Raw genomic sequence first — 19,373 nt, forward strand, 5'->3', positions numbered from 1 at the left:
GTCGGTTGCAAGGCTACGGTCGACCAGCGGCCTGTGTTCACGAACTCCAGAAGCCGCGGAGCTGGTCGAAGGGTGAGAGCGTCCGAAGCCTGTCCCTGGCCGCGGTGGGTGACCGCCCGCCGGCCACCAGCGACTCGAAGATCTGCTGGGCGACCTCGGTCACGTCCGCGTCCGCTTCGCCCGCCGGACCGCCGAACGGCTCCGGATCGTCCTCGGTGTCGGTCTCGTGCATCACCCGCAACGTGGCTACCGGAACGGTCTCCTCAAGGAGACGCAGGAGTGCACGCGCCCGCGCGGGATCGGTCCCGCCTGCCTTCAGTACGGACTGAACCAGTGGATGGCTGCGGTTGATACGGCAGGTCAGCCGACCGTCGCTCCTGCTGACCACCCACGTGTAGACGAGAGGGTCCCCGTGGGTTCGGGCGGCGACCAACCCCCGGTGTCTCAGCACGTCGGCCGCTCGCTCCCGCGTCGCACGAGCCAGGCGCTCCAGGATCGGGCGCAGTGCGACGGGCGGAACCATGCTGGACTTCCGGACGTCCACACTCCATTCGACGTCGGCCTCGGCCGGGACGTCGATCGCGATCCGCGCGAGGTTGTACTTCTCCTCCTTGCGCATACCCCGAAGTCCGAGCCAGTCCCCGGCAAGGATCAGTCGGTCACGGCGGTAGACGTAGAAGCCCTGCTGGTCGAGCCAACCGCTCGGGCCCCCGGCGTGCTCGTGCTCCGAGGCAGTGAGGCGCTGGGCGCTCGGCAGGACGAACGCCTCGATCTTCACCTCGCCACCGTTGACCGGATGGCGTTCGGGCGGGAGCCGGAGCACGGAGGGATGGTGCGTCAGGAACGGATCCCACGCCTTCACCGCTGTACCCGAAAGCCGCAACTGGCGTCTGCCGACACCGGTCAGGTACCGGGCGAAGACCATGGCCAGGTGCTCCTCGACGCGCCTCGCCTCTGCGTAGAACTGCTTCTGGAGCCGCGAGTCACGCTCGGACGTGCCCGAGTACCCGTTGAGCCGCCGCCAAAGGACGACAGTGCCCTTCTGCCGGCTGGCCCGAAGGCGCGTCAGGATCGCTTCCGTCTCGTCGTCGACCTGACTGAGCAGCCGCCACTGGCCCGTCGACTCCACGAGGTCCAGGTCCCAACAGCGCGTGTGCCAGGCCCCCGACACCGACGAGGTGACGACAAGCTGCCTCGCCTGTGAGAACGAGGCGGACTTCAGCCCCACCCCGAACCGGCCAAGGTCTCCCGCGGACCGCTCCGTCTGGGGGCCACGGGCCGCCACGGTCATGGCCGTCACCAGCTTGGCCGGGGACATTCCCGTCCCGTCGTCAGACACGGCGATCCATGTCTCCGAACCTGACCAGGTGAACTCGACGTCGATCCCGGTTGCCTCCGCCGAGATGCTGTTGTCGACGAGGTCCGCCACGGCGGCAGGCAGCGAGTACCCCAGGGAACTGAGCGTGGCGATGAGTCCGGCCGGCTCCGGAGGAGCCAATTCGTAGGTCACGTGTCGTCTACCTCGCCTCTACCGGACCAGAATTCCCAGCTTCTCGCGAATCCCGCAGCGGGGCCTCGCGCCACGGACTCCCGTGTGCGCCAGGCCCTCACCCGCGTCGATGGCGACTCAGCTCACGCTTGCATTCTCACTGGCCACGGGATCTCCCTCGTCGCCACCTGAGGCATCCTGGGCTTCCGCGGAGTCCTTCTCCTGCCCCAGGCAGAAGGAACTCACAGGGCAGCTGTCGCATGCGGGCTTGCGGGCCTGGCAGACCGTGTTGCCGATCAGACGAAGGCTGGCCATACGCAGGGGGGCGTTGTCCCCCGAGCCGATGATTCGTACGAGATCGACGCGCCCGTCACTCAGTCGGTTCGTGCGGTCCGAGTCGCTGCCGTTGAGACGCGCCGCGACGCGGAGCGCCCCCTGCCCGATCCAGAGCACGTCGTCGCCGTTCAGCAGTTTGAACAGCGACTGCTCAGAAGGCTTCATCTCCAGTCGGCTGGCGACCTCGTCCTGGTACTCACGGGAGGTCCAGATCCTCTTCAGCCCGACCACCGCCTCCAGCCGCTCCATTCGGGCGCGCGCCGCCGGAGAGGGGGCAAGCTCCTTCAGGGTGTCGACCTTCTGCGCGGACAGCACCTTCACACCGCGGAGCTGGTCTGCAAGGGCCTCAAGCTGGGCCTGTTGCAGACGCGTCCCGGAGAGCAGCGCCACGACCGCGGCCGTCAGCTGGGACAGGTGCCGACCAGGGAGGTGCACCCAGTCGTCCGACCGTCGGCGCTGTGTGGCCCATTCGTCGAGCTGGCTGCGCACCTGGCTCCACCGGGACTTCAGACCGCCCTCGGGGGTCTCTCCGGGCCCGGGACGCAGGACCTTGGCAGCTGCCTCGCCAAGCAGCGGTGGCACTGCGTTGCCGATCTGGCGGAAGGCGTCGCTGCGCGTTCCGGCGAACCGGAACCAGTCGGGGAACGTCTGGACGCGCGCCGCCTCCCGGACTGTCAGAGTCCGGTTCTGGTCCGGATGGATGTACCAGTATCCGTCCTTGGCGATGTGCGCCGTGATGGACCGGCTGCGCTGCGCCCAGTCGAGCTTCTTGTACTTGTCGGTGAAGCTATCGGCCCGGTAACGGCGGAGCGATTCGTCGACGTGGGAGTACAGCGTGTCGGACTCCATGGTCGAGAAGATCTCCCAGTCGTCCTTCCGCACGCGTCGAGTCATGTGATCCCACACGACGTCTTCCGACTCGTCCTGCTCCACGCCTTCGCGCATCTTGCCGACGAAGGCGGACGGGGTCGGCGACGGCGTGTACGGCGTCCGCCGGACACCCACGCGCTCGGTCGGCAGAATGTGAGGGCGGCTGCCCGCGTACTCGTCCGTGGCGACGAGCAGCGGCGGGAGGTCCCCAATGGCGTCGCTGAGAGTGACAGGATCCTGGTCGGGCTCCCAGTCGAACTCCTCGACGTCGTTGCGGGCCAGGAGGATCAGTCGCTTACGGTGCTGGGGCACGCCGTATCGCCAGGCGTCCACGAGCCGCACCTGGGTTGCGTACCCGGCGTTCTCCAGGCGCTGCTCGATGAACCGGACCACTCGGAAGTCGTCACTGAGCCCCATGTCGGGCACGTTCTCCATGAGCACCGCGCGAGGCTGCACTTCCTCGATGATGCGCAGGTACGACCGCCAGAGCTCCTTGCGGAGGTCAACGGGGTTACGCCCGTGGTTCTCGACGAGGTTGCGGATCTTGCTGCGCCCTGCCCGGCTGAACGGCTGACAGGGCGGACCGCCTGCGACCAGGTCGATACGGCCGCGTGCAGGCCGCAACAACGTGAGCAGTTCCTCCAGCGCAGCCGGATCGCCCAAGTCGACGTCGAGGCTCATGCCCGGGAAGTTGGCGGCGTGGGTCTCAAGAGCAGGACCGCTGTGGTCCACCGCCGCGGCAAGGGTCCAGCCGGCACGGGTCAGCCCCAGGCTGAGCCCACCCGCGCCGGAGAAAAGATCAAGGGCGAAGCGCTTGTCGGCTCCGAACGATTCGAGCCACTCGGGGAAGCGCTCGCGGCTGCAGCTGTCCTGGTGCGCCGGGAGCGGAAGGTAGTCACTCCGCTCAAGAGGGACGCCGTAGACCTGCTTGGCCACCGTACGAACCTCCACACCGACGACAGGAACGACCACCAGGAGATCACGGAACTGCTGGTGAGGGCAAGAATCCGGGCAGGAGAATCGGTGGTCAGACGGCCAACCGACCGCCTGGCTCGGCGCCTACGCACATGCTATCGACTGGTCCGACGGCACTGCTTCCGCCCCCGTTACGTCCGTGACCCGGCCGAGCCTAAGGCACAGCAGTGACATCTGGCAGGGATGTTCGGGATCTTGAGACAGACCTTCTGGAGGCCCGCTTATCAGCTAAACGAGAGCCAAAGCCCGCGGTCACGGGCGCTCCGGCCGGCGGATTCTGCCGATGAGTCCTTGATGGCCGAGTTCCCTCTCCCGCGGCGCAGGGCTCTCCGGGATGCTCCGCGGGCATGGGTCTTCTCCACCGTGTGACTGCGGCTCACTGCGTGCTGATCCAGGAGAAAGCCCAGCTACCGGGCGTGTTGTGACCCAGAGAATCAGGGGCCCAAGCTGTCGGGGCCTGCTCGGCCTCGCTGGACGGTGCGCCGACGAACGGAGCAGTGCCGTGCCTCCTATTGGGCCCGAAAACAGACGGACCAACCCCTATCCTCTTTGGTATCCAAGCGACCGATTCTCATTGGAGGCACGACGTGGCTGGCGTGAAGCAAGGCGATTGGGTGGCCGCAGCAGCGGACCAGGTCATCGCCGAGGGCAAACGCCGCGGCCCCGACGCGCCACTGGTGTGCGCCTCCGGGATCAGCCCGTCCGGCCCGATCCACCTGGGCAACCTGCGCGAGATCATGGTTCCCCACTTCGTCGCGGACGAGCTTCGGCGTCGCGGCCTGGAGTGCCGGCACGTCCTGTCCTGGGACGACTACGACCGACTCCGCAAGGTCCCGGCTGGGTTGCCGGCGTCCTTCGCGGAGTACATCGGTCGGCCGCTGACCGCGGTGCCGGACCCGTGCGGCGAGCACGAGAACTGGGCGGAGCACTTCAAGGTCCCGTTCCGGGCCGCGCTTGCCGAGCTCGGGGTCGAGGTCACCGAGATCAGCCAGACCCAGATGTACACCTCCGGCGCCTATCGGGAGCAGATCCTCCACGCAATGCGGAACCGGGCGCGGATCGACGCCGTGCTCGGCCGGTACCGAACCGCGAAGAAGGCCGAAGCGTCGGAGGCCGAGGACGCCGACGAGGCGGACGACGCCACGGTCGGCACCGACTACTACCCGTACAAGCCGTACTGCGCGGTCTGCGGCCGGGACACGACCACGGTCATGTCCTACGACGAGGACACCACCCGGATCGAGTACACCTGCCAGTGCGGGCACGCCGACGGCTTCGAGCTCGACCGGACGGACGGCGGCAAGCTCGTGTGGAAGGTCGACTGGCCGATGCGTTGGGCCTTCGAGGGGGTCACCTTCGAGGCCGGCGGCGTCGACCACTCCTCCCCCGGCTCCAGCTTCACCGTCGGCTCCCAGCTGGTCCGGGAGATCTTCGACGGCCAGCCGCCCTCCTACCTGGGCTACTCCTTCGTCGGCAGCAGCGGCTCCGCCAAGATGAGCGGCTCCGCGGGCGGTGCTCCCACGCCGACGAACGCGCTGCAGATCCTGGAGGCGCCTCTGCTGCGCTGGGTGTACGCGCGCCGCAAGCCGAACCAGGCGATCACGGTGGCCTTCGACCAGGAGGTGAACCGCCTGTACGACGAGTGGGACGCGCTCGGCCGGAAGATCGAGTCGGGCCAGGCGGAACCGGGTGAGGTGGCCGTGCGCGCCCGCTCGGTCGGGTCGGCCACACGGACCCTGCCGGTGACGGAGCGGGTTCTGCCCTTCCGCACGCTCGCCTCGGTCGCCGACATCACGACTGGCGACGAGGACCAGACACTGCGGATTCTGCGGGACTTCACCGTGGAGGAGCCGCTGGAGAGCCTGGATCTGGCCCGCCCGCGTCTGGATCGCGCGCAGGCATGGATCACCGGATACGTCCCCTCGGAGGAGCGGACGCAGGTCCGTACCGAACCGGACCTTGAACACCTGGAGCGGCTCACGCCGACCGAGCGCGAGTCGATCAAGCTGCTCCTGGACGGCCTGGACGAGCACTGGTCCCTTCCGGGACTGACGGCGCTCGTCTACGGGGTGCCGAAGCTGCAGGCCGGGCTGGCGCTGGACGCTCCTCCCTCGCCCGAGCTGAAGACGGCTCAGCGGGGGTTGTTCTCCCTGCTGTACACGCTGCTCGTCGGGCGTGACACCGGGCCTCGGCTGCCCACGCTGTTGCTGGCGCTCGGCCAGGAGCGGATCCGCACGCTGCTGAGCGTGGCGTAACGCGCGTGCGGCGGGGCCGGGACTCGTGTCCCGGCCCCGCCGCGTTTCTGCTCCGTCACTGGTGCAAGGTGGCTTCGGTTCCGTCGCGCAGGCCGGCAGAGGCGAGGATCTCGTCCGCCACGTCACGCGGCGAGCGTCCGGCGGTCTGCACGTGGGTGGCGAAGGCCGGATCGGCGAGCGAGGTGAGGCAGCGCTCGACCTGGAGTCCCTCCCAGCTGAGCTGTCCCCACTTGTCGGGGCCCTCTCCCCGCGCGCGCAGGCGGTCGCGGATCGTGTCGGCGTCCGCGAGGAGCGCGAAGTGGCGGACGTCGTGTCCGTCCTTCCGGAGCGCTCCGACGATCTGCGTGAACACCTGCGGTCTGGCGATCGTCATGGGAACGAGCACGGTGCGCTTGTAGGCGTCAGCCGCTTGGTCGATGAGGCAGCGCGTGAGGGCGGGCCAGGTCGGCTCCAGCTCGAACTCCTCCTCGCGCAGGTCCTCGGGGAGTTGTGACCAGAGCATGTGGCCGATCTTCTCCGGGTCGATGACCAGGGCTTTCGGGAGGTCGGCGGCCAGGAGTCGGACGGTGGTGCTCTTTCCGACGCCGAAGGGGCCGTTGACGAAGACGATCACGGGACGTTCCTCCTGGGCGGGTTGGGGGTCAGAAGAGCTCGACGTAGCGGCGCGGGTACGTCTGGCGGTCGAGGCGCAGCACGAGTACGGAGTAGCTCTGGTGCTCGCGCAGGCGGTTGGTCGCCTGCTTGATCGTCTGGAGGCGGTCCCGCATTGCGTCGCGGACGGAGGCGTTCTCGACGCCGCCCTGGGTGCAGACGCGGTCGATGGTGGACCGGCAGTAGTGCTCGATGTCGTCGTCGCTCTCAGGGGTTAGCTGGTGGTCGGACTGGTGCAGTACGTCGAGGCCGCGGAAGAGGGCGTGGGCCTGTTCTCGGGTCTCCATGGGGCTGGTGATCCCGAAGACCTCCCGGCGGACGGCGAGGACGTCGGCGGGCAGCGGGTGGTCGCTCCAGAACGGCGAGGCCAGGATGTAGCCGCCGTCGTTGAGGTGGTTGAGGAGTCGGGCGGCCATGGCCGGGGGGTCGGGGAAGAAGCCGAGCGCGGCGCCGACCGCGATGTGGCTGAAGGTCTGGTCGGAGGCGAAGGTGGTTCCGTCGGCCTGGTGGTAGCGCAGGCGGAGCTGGTGGCCGCTGGTGTCGTGGTTGTAGCGGGCCAGTGCGACGGCGTCCTCGGACAGGTCGAAGCCGGTGGCCGCGCATCCGGTCAGCCTCGCGAGCTCGCGGGAGGTGAAGCCGGTGGTGCAGGCGACGTCGAGGAGGTTCGACTGGTCGTCCATGCGCGAGTGGAGGGCCCAGGTGTTGAGGGTGGCGAAGGCGCCGGGCATCACGTTGGTCTGGTTGACCATGGCGACGAAGTCGGGGTAGGCGGCTGACCAGACGTCCTGCGCGGTGCTGGGCATCGTGGCGAGGGGCCAGGTAGTGGCGTTCGGGGTGGCGGTGGCGGTGTTCACGTGTGGTCCTCCTTGATGGCGGTGATCGTGAAGCTGAGGGGGAACGGGTCGCCGTCGATGCGCCACCAGCCGGGGCGGCTGTCGGGGGTCATCCAGGCGAGGGGTTTCCAGGGCAGGCGGGGGTGCTCGGCCAGTTCGGTGATTCGCAGGCCGGCGGCGGCGAGTGCGGTAACCACCTCGGACAGGGGGTGGTTCCAGCGGTACTGCTGGTGCCCGATCTGCTGGCTGGTGTCGACGTACGTGCTCGCCTCTTCGTCCACGACCGGCTCGACGTGACGGAAGTACGGGTTCCTGGGCAGGTATCCGGCGCCGTCGCGCTCGTCGTCCCAGACGAACAGGTGCGGGTGGCCTTCAGCGAGGAAGAAGCGCCCGCCGGGCCGCAGGTGCGCGGCGATGGTCCGGGCCCAGGCGGTCAGGTCGGGCAGCCACATGAGGACGCCCCACGAGGTGAAGCAGACGTCGAAGGTCCGGTCCAGGCGGAGCGCGGAGACCTCGGCGCATTCGAACCGCGCGGACAGCGCCAACTCGGCTGCCAGCGCACGGGCCTGGGCGACCGCGGCCGGGGAGAAGTCGACGCCGGTCGCGTCGGCTCCGAGCCGCGCCCAGGACAGCGTGCCGAGGCCGAAGTGGCATTGGAGGTGGAGCAGGCGGAGCTCGCGGACGTCGCCGACGCCGGCCAGCTCCAGGTCGTCGACAGCGAGCCTCCCGTCGCGGAAGCCGGTGACGTCGTACCAGTCGCTTGTGGTGTGGAGCGGGACGCGGGCGTCCCACATCGACTGGTTGGTGGCGAGCCATGCGGTCCGTTGGGCGTCAGCGGTGTGAGGCGGGTGCATCGACCTGGCTCCTTCGGGAGGCGGGGATGGTAGGCGGTGTGTGGCGGCTGGACAGTTCGGCGAGGCGGGTGATGCTGAGGCCGACTCCGACGCAGGGTGGGACGCCGTTCTCGAACATGGCGATGACGGAGCGGTAGTCGCGGTGGACGGGGTAGGGGTCCCGTGCGAACTGCTCGCGGAAGCTGTTGGCGAGCGCCGCGGGGGATCGTTCGTTCTGGCTGAGTTCGGCGATCTCGATGCCGTCGGCGTACAGCCACATGCGCTGTGCCGCGCGACCGACGCCGTCAATCAGCGGGGAGGCGGGTCCGGGAATGCTGGTGATGAGGGCGAGCCCTGGCAGACGGCTGCGGATGCTGTTGCGCCACAGGCGTCGTGCCAGCAGGTCGGGGTCGTCGGTGCGTGCGGCGGTGACTGGTACGAGTTCGCGGGCCAGGCGGCGGACGCTGGCTGAGTCGCGGGGGTCGATTCCTGAGAGGTCGTGAAAGGCGCTGTCGAAGGTGAGGGTGCGCAGCGGCGCCGGGTACGTGGCTGCCGCGCGGACCAGCGCCACGATGTGCTGGCTGAGGCCCTGGAGGTCGAGGTCGGCGGCGTAGGCCTCCAACATCAGGAACTCCTTGGCCGGTTGGCCGCGCAGCCCCTCGTTGCGGAAGCTCGGGCCGATTTCGTAGCAGCGGGTGGTGCCCGAGGAGAGAGTCTGGAGGAGGCCGAGTTCGGTGGTGACCCGGAGGTACTGGTGCTGCTCCGCGGCGGCGGCCCAGGTGGCGAACGGTCGGGCGCCACCGCCGAAGTAGCTGTCCGACAGGGTCGGGGTGATGGTTTCGACGAAGCCGGCAGCGGCCAGCTGGCTTCGGACGGGGCCGAGGACGGTGCGGAGCTCGGCCCCTGTGCTTTCGGGGATGGCGCCTGACTGGAGGTATTCGAGGTCCTCGACGAAGAGGGTGGGCTGGCCGGTCCGGCTCTCCCCACGGATGCCCCGGACCGTGGCGAGGTCGCCGGTATGCACGTCCTGGGCGGCTTCGGGGGTGAGGGCCAGTTGGGCCAACTGTCCTTCCCAGCGCAGGTCGGCGAAGGTCAGGCGGCGGTGGACACGCAGGGCGTGGATCCGCCCGCTGAGGCGGACGGCGTCGCGCGCGCTCTCCCATCGCGCCCAGTCGGACAGCGCGAAGGAACCGGGGCTCGCGGCGGGTCGGAACGCCCGGGGTCCGACGGTGATGGTCGCGATGAGCGGGTCGGTGGGTCCGGTGAGGCGTAACAGCAGGGTGAGCGCGTCGTCGGTCCGAGGGTCGAGCAGCCAGGCGGCCCTTCGCAGGAGTCGGCGTCGCAAGGCCGCGTCTGCTCCGGGAAGGCGACTCAGCAGGTAGCGGATCGCGGTCGCGCGCAGAGGAACCGTCCGGCACGGGATGGCGCCGGTCAGGGCGCGCACAGCTTCGGCTAACCGTGCGGGGTCCGGCTGGCTGTCCGGCCAGGGCTCGGTGCCAGGCGGCGCGGCGTGGGACAAGGCGTGCAGCAGCACGTCTTCCTCCGGCGGGCCGAGGGGGCGTTCCGGGCGCAGGGCTGCGTGGACGGGCGATTGGGCGGTGGCCGCGTGCAGTGGCACCGCACCGAAGGGGCCGTACTGCAGGAGCCGGGCAATGCCCGCGAGCAGGTCCGCGGTCGTCTCCGGCTGCTCGTCCGGCGTCGCCGTGAAGACGAGCTTCGCCGCGTCGAGCAGTTCTCCTGCCGCGTCCCAGGTGGCGGTGTGGCCTTGGCCGTGGGTCGCGGACATCTGGGCGGCGAGTCGGCGACTACCGCTGGAGGGCGGTGGCGTTTCGAAGGGCGCGATGTCGGGACTCGTCGTCATGCCGGCTCGCCTCCGGGGTTCGTGGCGCCTGTCCACCAGCGCACGGGCGCGTCACCGAGGCGGAGCGGCCAGACGAACTTCAGTGCCTCTACGTCCTGTTGGGCCAGCTCGTGGTCGTACGGGCAGCCTCCGGCCGCGTAGGCCCGACGGATGCGAGCGCGGACCTCCGGGGAGACTGTCGTCCCCCGAGGCGTCGCGCGGCGGTCGAAAGAGCTGACCGGCTGGAGGAGGACGTAGGTCGAGGTGGAGCCGAAGGTGAATCGGGGCGACACTGCCGGGTAGCAGGGGGCGAAGGCCAGGACGAACCAGCGGGTTCCGCACAGCGTGAGCCACCAGTGCTCGGAGTCCGCCTGTGCCAGGGCGTGGGCCGGGTCGTGGCCGTCCGCCGTGATCAGGCCGGTGAGCAGCTCGCGCACCGTCGTGATGAGGGCGTCCAGGGTGTTGCCGCAAGCGGGGTCCAGGAACTCCACCAGGAAGCCGTCCAGTTCCTCGTCGTCCGCACGGGCGGCGAAGTCGGCCACCTCCGGTAGTGCCGCTGCGCCCACGGACCGCGCGTCGGCCCCGTGCACGGGCGCGGCGGCAACGACGCGGGCTCGCGGCGCGAAGACGCAGGCGGCCCAGTTCTGGATGCCCTGGAACATGGCTCCGGGGGTCTCAGGCATGGCCGGCCACCGGCTGGTCCTGGTAGCTGCGGGAGATCTGGGGACCGTCTGCGTGCTGGTACTTCCCGCGGTACAGGCGGATCTCGCCGTACGGCACCCAGAACGTCACCTGGGCGATCAGCATGCCGGGCCAGATCCTGACCGGCAGCGTCGCGTAGAGCTGGAGCGTGGACTGGCCGACGAAGCCGAGGTCGATGAGGTCGGCGGTGACGTGGACGAACAGGCCGAGTCGGGCGGTCCCGGACTTCGCGTGGATCATCGGCACGTAGTGGTCGCTGCCGATCTGCTCGGCGGTCTCGGCGAGCACGAAGTCGCCGGGGGCGAGGAGGTAGCCCTCGTCCGGTATCTCGCGCTGCTCGTGGGCCGGTTCCTTGCGGGGGTCGAGGACTTCCTCCTGGTAGACGACGAGGCGTCGACCGAGCGCGAGGTCGTAGGAGTTGGTGGTGCACCGTGCGCTGTCGAACGGCGAGACGGTGATGCGTCCGCCGCGGACCTGCTTGGAGATCTCCGTTCCGGTGAGGATCACTGCGGCGCTCCGATCCGTGACTCGCTGGGGTCGTTGAAGGTGGCGTAGAGAGCCGGGGTCGGCGCGAGCTCGCCGCGGTTGCGCCAGAACGAGACCTGGCCGACGACCATGCCCGGGTAGACGCGTATGGGCCTGGTGGCGACGATCTCCAGCGTCCAGCGGTGGCAGGACGTGGTGTGGCCGAGGTCGGCGGAGACCTGCAGGAAGAGTCCGAGGCGCCCCATCGAGCTGCGGCCGATCAACGACATCGCGTAGACGCTGCTGCCGATGACCTCGCTCGTGTGTCCCAGGTACATCCGGTGGGGGCTCAGCACGTACCCGTCGTCCGGCAGGTGCACTTCGACGAACTGGCCGCTGTGCTCGTCGTACTGCTTGAGGTGCTCGCCGAGGCGGTAGTTGTAGCTGTTCGGGTTCAACGCCTCGGCACGGTACGGGTCGATGACGATGCGGCCGGCGCGGACCTCCTCGTCGATGAACGCGCCGGTGAGGATCACCGGCCACCGCCCAGGGCGGGGCGCACCGAGATCGGCAGGTTGGCGGCGGCCCGGATGACCTGCGACGGCTTCCAGGTGACCGCTGCCCTGTCGACCGCGCAGTTCTCGGCGGTGCTCATGTAGGCGCGCAGGAGGGCGACGGCCTGCATGCGGGCGAGGGTGGCGCCGAAGCAGGCGTGCGGACCGTGGCCGAAGCCGAGGTGCGGGTTGCGCTGCCGCGTCGGCTGGAACTCGTCGGGCGAGTCGAACGCCTCGGGGTCGCGGTTCGCCGATGCCTGGAGCAGCACGAGGCGTCGGCCGGCCTCGATGCGCACGCCGAACAGGTCCGTGTCCTCCACGGCGGTGCGCGCCGTGATCTTCGACGGGCCGTCGAAGCGGAGAACCTCCTCGACGAAGCTGCGGGCGGTGTCCTCGTCGCTGAGTACCGAGTCCTGGAGCTCCGGGTGGCCGACTGCGGCGAGGAGGAGGCTCGACAGCAGACTGCTCGTGGTCTCGTGGCCGCCGACGAGCAGCGCGATGCAGTTGGCGACGATCTCGCTGTCGGTGAGGTGGTCTCCCTGAGCCTCCGCCTCTACGAGCCCGGAGATGACGTCAGCGCCGCGGTGGGCACGACGGTCCTCGATGACGGCTTCGAAGTAGGCGGCCAGGCGCGCCCAGGCGGTTGCCGCACGCTGTTCCTGGTCGGAGCTGAGCTCCGGTTCGGCGACCAGGACGACATCGTCGGACCAGGCCTTGACGTTCTCCCGGTCCTCGGACGGGATCCCGAGCAGGGCGCTGATCGTGTGCACGGGCAGCGGTTCCGCGAGCCCGGTGACGGCGTTCCCGCCGCCGGCCGCGACGAAGTCGCCGACCAGGGCGGTCGCCCGAGCGTCGATGTCGTCTTGGAGGTCCAGGATCCGCCGGGCGGTGAACGCCTTGGACAGCAGCGCCCGCATGCGCGGGTGGAGCGGCGCGTCGGTGTACAGCACCCAGGACGCTACGGGCGCGAGGAGTTCCCGCAGGTGAGCAGGTAATGAGCTGAGCATCCCGGCGGCGGTCGGGGCGCACGTGAAGCCGGGGTCGCGCAGGACGTGACGCACTTCGCGGTAGCGCGGCAGGACCAAGCGGCCGGAGCCGAGGTCCGGGCAGTCGATCGCCCTTGGGCCTCTCGCGAGTACGGCGAGGGCCAAGTCGGGTTCAGCAGCTTCCAGCGCGGCGAGTACGGTCTCCTGGTTCATGATCCCCTCTCCTTGCTCATCGAGGTGCAGGGTCGTGCACGAACGCGAACTGGGTGCCTGAGTTCAGCGCCTGTTGACCACGGCTGCTGCGGCGGTGCCTGCTGCCCTCCAGCCCAGGCGGACCTCAGCGAACGGTGATCGCTTCCCCAACAGGCTGGCGGTCCCACGTGGCCAAGAGGAGTCTCTGCAAGCGGACAACAGCGTTGTCCGCTTGTCGCGGACCCACCGCGGGCGGGTAGCGTCGGGAGGCGAGGCGCAACGCAACACGACTCCCGTGAGGACCGCATGATCGATCCCGCAGTCGGCCCGCTCGATGCCGCATGGGTGGCTCGCAAGCACACCTCGTATGACGAACTCTCCGCGGCCAGAGGAGCGTTGTGGTGGCTCCAGTCTGATCCCGAGCAGGGAGGCAACCGTCGCCTTGTCCGTTACAGGACCGGTGAACGCCCCGAAGTGGTGACGCCGCCGGAGCTGTCGGTGGGTGGTTGGCTGCACGCCTACGGCGGCGGCGCCTACGCCGTCGGCACGGACCGACTGTGGGTCGTGTCCGAAGCCGACAGCCTGGTGTACGAGATCTCCGACGACGGCGCATCCCGCCTCGTGGTCCCGGCTGGAGAGGGCTTCGCCTACGGCGACCTGCACGCAACGGACCTGGGGCTGCTGGCTGTGCGCGGCTCCGAGTGCGGCGACGAACTCGTGACCATCGACAGCGACACGGCGACGGTCCACCGCCTGCTGGCATCCGACGGCTTCCTCGGTGCGCCGCGCGTCAGCGAAGGCCGGATTGCCTACCTGGAGTGGGACGCGGACGCGATGCCCTGGGACAGCAGCCGACTGTTCGTCGCAGGGCTCACCGACGGCGGTCTGCTGGGGCCGGCCAGCCTGATCGCGGGCGGCGTCGGCGAATCAGTCGTCGAGCCCTTGTGGGGGCCGGATGGCGCACTCCACTTCCTCTCCGACCGCTCGGGCTGGTGGAACCTGTACGCCTGGGACGGAACAACAGCCCGTACCGTCTCTCCCTGCGAGGCCGACTTCGCCCCTGCTCCGTGGGAGGGCGGGTACCAGTCCTATGCCTTCCTGACTGACGGCGGAATGGCACTGACGATGCACGACGGCTTCACGAGCGACCTCACGCTCCTAACGCCGAACGGCCACCGAATCCGACCTGAGACAGGGCTGACCTCGATCAAGCCGTACATCGCGGTCTACGGGGAGGTGATCGCCGTCATCGGCTCCAGCCCGAACAGCACCCCGCGCATCCGCCTGATCCCCCGGGAAGCCAGCGACTCGCACGCCGTCGAGACGATCGACGTTCCTGCGACAGTTGAAGCCACTCCCACGACGGGAATCCCGCGCGTACGCCGCGCTTCGTGGGCGGGACACGAAGTGTCCTATCTCCTTCATCAGCCGCTCGGCTCCGACCACGCAGGACCGGTGCCGCTGCTCGTGCGGGCTCACCCGGGGCCTACAGACAGCGTCCCACTGCGACTCGACTGGACCGTCCAGTTCTTCACCAGCCGCGGCTTCGCCGTGGCGGAGGTCGCCTATCGGGGCAGCACCGGGCAGGGCCGCGCGTTCCGGCAGGCGCTCAACGGACACTGGGGCGAGTTCGACGTCGAAGACTGCAGCGCCGTTGCCAAGCAGCTGCTGGTGGACGGCATTGCGCTGCCCGGGGCGGTCTTCATCACGGGGGCCAGCGCCGGCGGATACACCGCGCTGCAAGCAGCCACGGTCGGAGGACCTTTCTCCGGGGCAACGGCGACGTCAGCCATCATTGATCCACAGCTGTGGACAAAGACCGCGCCACGATTTCAGCGGCCTCACGCCGAGTCCCTGGCCGGCCCGGCGGGCGCGGTCCGAGCGGAGCACATCCAGATCCCGGTGCTGCTGATCCACGGCACCGGCGACGAGATCGCGCCAGCCGCGGATTCCCAGCGGCTCTCCGCACAGCTGGATGCGCTCGGGAAGGAACACCGAGCTGTCTTCCTCGACGGAGTCGGGCATTACCTGTCCTCACCGGCCAGCCTGCGAACCGCACTCGAAGCAGAATGGGCGTTCTACAAGGAGCTCATGGCCGCACAGCGGTGACAGGCGTTGCGCGGACGGCGGACGGAAGTACCTCCCGTACGAATTCCCGGAACTCCGCCACATTGCGCTGCTCACCGTACGGAGCCATGTCCCCCAGCAGTCGGGCGAGTCGCTCGATACAGCGGCCAGACGCGGTTCTGGCGGCGAAGCCGACCGCCTCCATGCCCACCGAGCAGGCCTGCTCCAGATCAGAGGAACGCAGCCACGACGACGCGAGCAGGGTCGCGTCGATGGCCAGTCGCCTCACGTGATCGCGGCCCACGCCGTCAAGCGCGTCGGCTACGAGGTCGCGGGCTGCGGGCGCCCTGCCGAGATCGTGGAGGCAGTGCGCCAACTCGTCAGCCAGGTAAGCATGGTTGAAGTACCGGATCCAGAGTGGCTCTTCTTCGGCATCGACTCCGTCAAGCAGCGCCTCGGCGTTCAGCATCAGCTTCGTGGCCAGCTGCTCCTCGCCCATCCGCGCGTGGGCACGGGCCTGAACGGCCGTGATCGCGGCCCGGGTGGCAGGGCTGGCCGTCGACTGGGCCACTTGGTGGGCGGCCTCGGCCCAGCGGAGCGCGGTTTCCGGCTGGTCGCAGTGAAGAGCCAGGTGGCCGAGGTTCACCGCGACGAGATAGGAGCCGTAGCCACGGTCTCCCGAGGCCGCCGAGTATTCGAGCGCGCGCTGGTAGTAGCCCTGGGCCCACCCCGGGTAGCCGGCGTCGACCGCCTGGTACCCGGCCAGCTCAAGGAATCCCGCGGCCAAGCGGGCCCGGTCTGCCTCAACCTCCGGCCCGGCGACAGGGCGGTCGAGCAGCGCCATCAGCTCGGAGTCGGCGTACACGCGTAACTGCTCCGCGAACACGCCGGCGCCATGCACGTGGTCAAGCTGGCGGAACATGGCCAGGGTGTCCCAGGCGACGGCGAGATCCTGGCCGGTCACCCACAGACGACCGTTCCCGGACGGCGGGGTTGGCGGAGGCTCGGGCTCGCTGGACCAGTCCGCGATCAGCGCCTCGGATGCTTCAGGTGCGAAGCGCACAGGCGGCGCAGTGGAACGGCGCGGGTTCACCGGCGTCACTGAACGTCGGCGCTCCTCCTCGGCAGCGGGCCACAACTCCACGAGCGCTCCGTCGGCGGCCAGCACGCTGTCGCAGGCCACGATGAGTTCTCGCGCCGGGAAACGCTCCGTCGCCTCCACTCGGCGCAGCAGATCGGCACTGCAGTGAACGGCAGATCCGAGCTTGGCCAGGCTGAGTCCCCGCTCGGTGCGTCGGTCTCTCAACTCCGCGCCCAGCCGTGCCTGGGCCGAGCCGGTCGGCACGATTCTCCGCGCGCGAGCAGCCATCACGTCCCCTGGACTAGGGTCACCGCTCAGGACCCCTGAGTAGTCGACCTTGCCAACGTAGCGGCCGAGACGGCGGGTGCGGGGCGGAAGCCGAGAACATCGCGGCCCTCAGCGCGGACAGCCGGGGGCGCTCACTCGGAGGCGGGCTGGAAGGTGAGCAGCGGTACGTCGTACAGGTCCGGGTTGCGGGGCCGCGTCATCGCGGGGGCGGCCACCTCAGTGATGAGGAGCTCGCTGAGGAACTGCACGCGGGCGCTGAGCAGATGGCTGGTCTTGCCCGCGGCGTCGTCGCCCTTGATGCCGGCGGAGAGGTGGATGTGGGGCAGCACGAGCCCGGTTGCCGGGTCGTAGGCGAGGGTGCCCGCGCCCAGAGCCTCGACGTACTGCACGCGGGTCCGGTCCCACAGCGGCCGCTCGGGGTGGGTGAGTCCGTCGCAGGTGCCGACGATCTCGGCTTCCTCGAAGGCGCCGATGAACATCGGGATGTAGCCCTGGCGGACGTCGTTGTCCTTGCAGAACTCCGCCAGGCTGTCGAAGAAGTCCTCGCCGTGCTCGAAGGTCACGCCGAAGGTCCGGCCGAGGGTCAGTTCGCTGGCGCGCATGCTGAGGATCTCCTGATAGCGGGGCAGGGCACGGCTCTTGGGGCGCGTTGACGCTGCGGCTCACGGCACGGCGGTCCAGTTCCACGGGCGCGGGCCTCGCTGACCGCGGAGGCAGTCCAGCCGGAAGCGCGCCTGTTCGCGGGCGTGGGGGTGCTGGAGCGCGGTCTGGAGGGCGAAGCACACGAGCCGCAGCTCCCGGATGTCCCGCATCATCGGGTAGCCGGGCCAGTCGAGCACGTCGGTCCCTCCGTAAGCGTCGCAGAAGGCGCGGTAGTCGCCTGCGCCGAGTTGAGAGAACGTGCCGCGTGAGATCGCGGTGCTCGTCAGGTCCCATTCGGGCGGACCGACCGAGGTGCGCTCGAAGTCGAGCAGCAGGGCCATGCCGTCGTCGAGGACGGCGACGTTGCCGCCCCAGGCGTCGCCGTGGACGACGCACTCGGGCAGTCCCGGCGGCAGGGCCTTCCATGCGGCCTGCAGTTGGTCGAGGCGGTCCAGAAGCCACGCGCGAGCCTCGTCGTCGAGATCGGCTTCGCGGATGCGGTCGGGCAGACGGACGAAGGGGTCAAGGCGGCCGAGATCGATGCCGTGCGGCACCGGGAGCGCGTGCAGGCGGCGGAGCAGTCGAGCGAGGTCCGCGGGTGTGCCCGGCCGGTGAGGCGGGAGCTCCTCCCAGAAGGTGACCGCGCGCCCGCCGGCCTCGACTGGCTGCTCCAGTCCGGCGAAGGGGCGGACGGCGGGGACATCGTTGGCGGCGAGCCAGCGGGCGACGTCGACCTCGCGCGCGGCTGCGCGCTGCTGGCCCTGGCGTGTGATGCGGGCGACGATTCCACCAGGCAGGCGCCACAAGGCGTTCTCGCCGAGCCGGATCACCTCCGCCTCGCGGGAGTAGACGGTGTCGAGTCCAGCCTGGTGGCAGGCCTGGTGAAGGTGGGTGCGGCTGGTCTCGATCGCCGAGGTCTCGGTGGTGGTCATCCGCTGACCGCCTGCCGGATGCGGGCGTTCACCTCGTCGGCACCGGGTGCGTGGTGTTGCGCGGCGAGGACGCCGAATCGCACCAGGTCGGTCGCCGCGCGGCGGGACCGGACGTGACCGACATCGTCGAGGGCGACCTGTCCGATCGCGGCGGCCTCGGCCGGGTCGCCGGTGATGGTGAGCAGGGCGGCGAGTTTGCTTCCGGACATGGCGCGGGAGCGCCGGTAGGCGTCTGGGTGTTCGGCGACGGCGATGCGGAGCCTGTCGGCGGCTTGCTGGGCTGGGACGAGGCCGGCGACGGCCAGGTCGTAGAGGGCGTGACCGGTGTCCCCGTGGTGCTGGGCGTTGTCGTAGTAGGCGAGCCAGGTGGGTTCGTCGGCCCGGTTCTGTCGTGCGAAGAGTTCGTCGGAGGTGCCGACCGCGGCGAGGGCCTCCTGGGCGCTGCCCATCTTGGCGAACGCGCGGGCGCGGCAGTTGTTCAGGGCGGCACGCGCGCTGGCGGAGAGCCGGTCCGAGCGGGCGAGGCCGACTTCGGCGTAGGTGAGGGCCCTGTCGGGGTCGTCGCACCAGATCTCCTGCCGTGCTCTCCAGTTCAGCGTGCTGGCGCGCAGGTTCCAGTCGCCGGCTTCTTCGGCGCAGGAGGTGGCGACGGTGATCAGGTGGCGAGCGTCGCCGTGATGGAAGCTGTCGAAGGCGGAAGCGCCGAGCCTGAGGCTGAGGCGTCCGACCGCCGTGAACATCTCGGTGCGCATCGAGGTGGGGCATGAGTCGAGCAGGGCGACTGCCTGCCGCAGTTGGGTGACGGCGGCGTCGCGGAACGGGCCGGCGGAGCCGTAGAAGTTCTCCCAGCCGGTGAGGGTGTCGCAGGTCTCGTTGAGACGGCCGATGTCCTCTCGGGACACCTTGCCGACGGCGGCTGCGGCGGACGGTTGCAGGAGGTCCAGGAGTTGAGCGAGTCCGAGTCCGCCGGTGGTGTGGAGGAAGGCGCGTCGGTGCACGGGTGACTCCCTATCGGGTGCAGTGTGGTTCTGCTCCAGGATGGGGCCTTGGTCCCGGCCGTTGGCCGACTCGCTCACCTTGTCTGCTTCAAGGACGCGTTTGTCTGCTTCGGCTGCCATGAGCGGGTGGAAGCGGGCCAGGACGCCGCCGGTGTCGAGCACCCGGTCGAGGGCGACGGCCAGCGGCTTGGTGCAGGGCCGGTCGCCGTTCTCGATCTTGCGGAGGTAGTCGCCGCTGACGTGTACCAGTGCCCCGAGCCCGGCGGGGGTGAGGCCGCGCAGGTTGCGCCAGTGGTGCAGTTCGGCGCCCATCCAGTCGGCCGGTGACCTGGTGGGCTGTAACGGGCGCTTCGGGTAAGGCATGCGGGGTTCCTCCGGCCCTGT

Annotated in this window: 15 protein-coding genes and 1 pseudogene; 2 read left to right on the plus strand and 14 right to left on the minus strand. The window is 69.6% G+C overall.

The features are described 5' to 3' along the window. Positions 1 to 37: 37 nt before the first annotated feature. Entirely contained in the window at positions 38 to 1,510 is a 1,473-nt protein-coding gene (locus tag ABH928_RS14590) for an ATP-binding protein (RefSeq protein ID WP_370066163.1), read from the minus strand. 117 nt (positions 1,511 to 1,627) lie between these two features. Next, positions 1,628 to 3,667, minus strand: a complete 2,040-nt coding sequence (gene dcm, locus ABH928_RS14595) for a DNA (cytosine-5-)-methyltransferase (protein WP_370066165.1) — start codon at positions 3,665 to 3,667, stop codon at positions 1,628 to 1,630. Between the two features lie 590 nt (positions 3,668 to 4,257). On the opposite strand from dcm, the gene lysS reads away from it, so the two are divergent. Then, the gene (gene lysS / locus ABH928_RS14600; protein ID WP_370066167.1) at positions 4,258 to 5,925 is read left to right on the plus strand and encodes a lysine--tRNA ligase; all 1,668 of its coding nucleotides are present in this window, start codon (positions 4,258 to 4,260) and stop codon (positions 5,923 to 5,925) included. Positions 5,926 to 5,980: 55 nt separating this feature from the next. Here lysS and ABH928_RS14605 read toward each other — a convergent pair. The 8 genes and pseudogenes from ABH928_RS14605 to ABH928_RS14640 all read right to left on the minus strand — a co-directional run. After that, positions 5,981 to 6,550: pseudogene (locus ABH928_RS14605) on the minus strand (AAA family ATPase); the annotation flags it as partial. A 16-nt stretch (positions 6,551 to 6,566) separates the two neighbouring features. Next, on the minus strand, positions 6,567 to 7,430 hold the full coding sequence (locus tag ABH928_RS14610) for a class I SAM-dependent methyltransferase (RefSeq protein ID WP_370066170.1): 864 nt from the start codon (positions 7,428 to 7,430) through the stop codon (positions 6,567 to 6,569). After that, on the minus strand, positions 7,427 to 8,263 hold the full coding sequence (locus ABH928_RS14615) for a class I SAM-dependent methyltransferase (protein WP_370066172.1): 837 nt from the start codon (positions 8,261 to 8,263) through the stop codon (positions 7,427 to 7,429). Before ABH928_RS14615 ends, ABH928_RS14610 begins: the two co-directional genes overlap by 4 nt. Next, positions 8,241 to 10,103 carry an amino acid--tRNA ligase-related protein gene (locus tag ABH928_RS14620; RefSeq protein ID WP_370066174.1) on the minus strand — a complete coding sequence of 621 codons (1,863 nt, stop codon included), beginning with the start codon at positions 10,101 to 10,103 and terminating at the stop codon, positions 8,241 to 8,243. Before ABH928_RS14620 ends, ABH928_RS14615 begins: the two co-directional genes overlap by 23 nt. After that, positions 10,100 to 10,765: a hypothetical protein gene (locus tag ABH928_RS14625; protein ID WP_370066176.1), complete on the minus strand. Its 666-nt coding sequence runs from the start codon at positions 10,763 to 10,765 to the stop codon at positions 10,100 to 10,102. Before ABH928_RS14625 ends, ABH928_RS14620 begins: the two co-directional genes overlap by 4 nt. Then, on the minus strand, positions 10,758 to 11,291 hold the full coding sequence (gene dcd / locus ABH928_RS14630) for a dCTP deaminase (protein ID WP_370066178.1): 534 nt from the start codon (positions 11,289 to 11,291) through the stop codon (positions 10,758 to 10,760). Before dcd ends, ABH928_RS14625 begins: the two co-directional genes overlap by 8 nt. Continuing rightward, the gene (locus ABH928_RS14635; RefSeq protein ID WP_370066180.1) at positions 11,288 to 11,785 is read right to left on the minus strand and encodes a deoxycytidine deaminase; all 498 of its coding nucleotides are present in this window, start codon (positions 11,783 to 11,785) and stop codon (positions 11,288 to 11,290) included. Before ABH928_RS14635 ends, dcd begins: the two co-directional genes overlap by 4 nt. Then, on the minus strand, positions 11,782 to 13,002 hold the full coding sequence (locus ABH928_RS14640; RefSeq protein WP_370066182.1) for a cytochrome P450: 1,221 nt from the start codon (positions 13,000 to 13,002) through the stop codon (positions 11,782 to 11,784). The genes ABH928_RS14635 and ABH928_RS14640 overlap by 4 nt, the downstream gene beginning before the upstream one ends. Before the next feature lie 285 nt (positions 13,003 to 13,287). Here ABH928_RS14640 and ABH928_RS14645 point away from each other — a divergent pair, with 285 nt between their 5' ends. Beyond that, the gene (locus ABH928_RS14645; protein WP_370066184.1) at positions 13,288 to 15,090 is read left to right on the plus strand and encodes an alpha/beta hydrolase family protein; all 1,803 of its coding nucleotides are present in this window, start codon (positions 13,288 to 13,290) and stop codon (positions 15,088 to 15,090) included. On the opposite strand, the gene ABH928_RS14650 is transcribed toward ABH928_RS14645, so the two are convergent. The 4 genes from ABH928_RS14650 to ABH928_RS14665 form a co-directional block, all read right to left on the minus strand. Beyond that, a complete protein-coding gene (locus ABH928_RS14650) occupies positions 15,071 to 16,417 on the minus strand; it encodes a helix-turn-helix domain-containing protein (protein ID WP_370066186.1) in 1,347 nt (448 codons plus the stop codon). The genes ABH928_RS14645 and ABH928_RS14650 overlap by 20 nt on opposite strands. A 131-nt stretch (positions 16,418 to 16,548) precedes the next feature. Beyond that, entirely contained in the window at positions 16,549 to 17,019 is a 471-nt protein-coding gene (locus tag ABH928_RS14655) for a PPC domain-containing DNA-binding protein (protein WP_370066188.1), read from the minus strand. 60 nt (positions 17,020 to 17,079) lie between these two features. Continuing rightward, positions 17,080 to 17,991, minus strand: a complete 912-nt coding sequence (locus tag ABH928_RS14660; protein ID WP_370066190.1) for a phosphotransferase enzyme family protein — start codon at positions 17,989 to 17,991, stop codon at positions 17,080 to 17,082. Next, a complete protein-coding gene (locus tag ABH928_RS14665; RefSeq protein ID WP_370066192.1) occupies positions 17,988 to 19,352 on the minus strand; it encodes a helix-turn-helix domain-containing protein in 1,365 nt (454 codons plus the stop codon). The genes ABH928_RS14660 and ABH928_RS14665 overlap by 4 nt, the downstream gene beginning before the upstream one ends. Between the last annotated feature and the right edge of the window lie 21 nt (positions 19,353 to 19,373).

Source organism: Streptacidiphilus sp. MAP5-3 (assembly GCF_041262505.1).
Lineage (GTDB): Bacteria > Actinomycetota > Actinomycetes > Streptomycetales > Streptomycetaceae > Streptacidiphilus.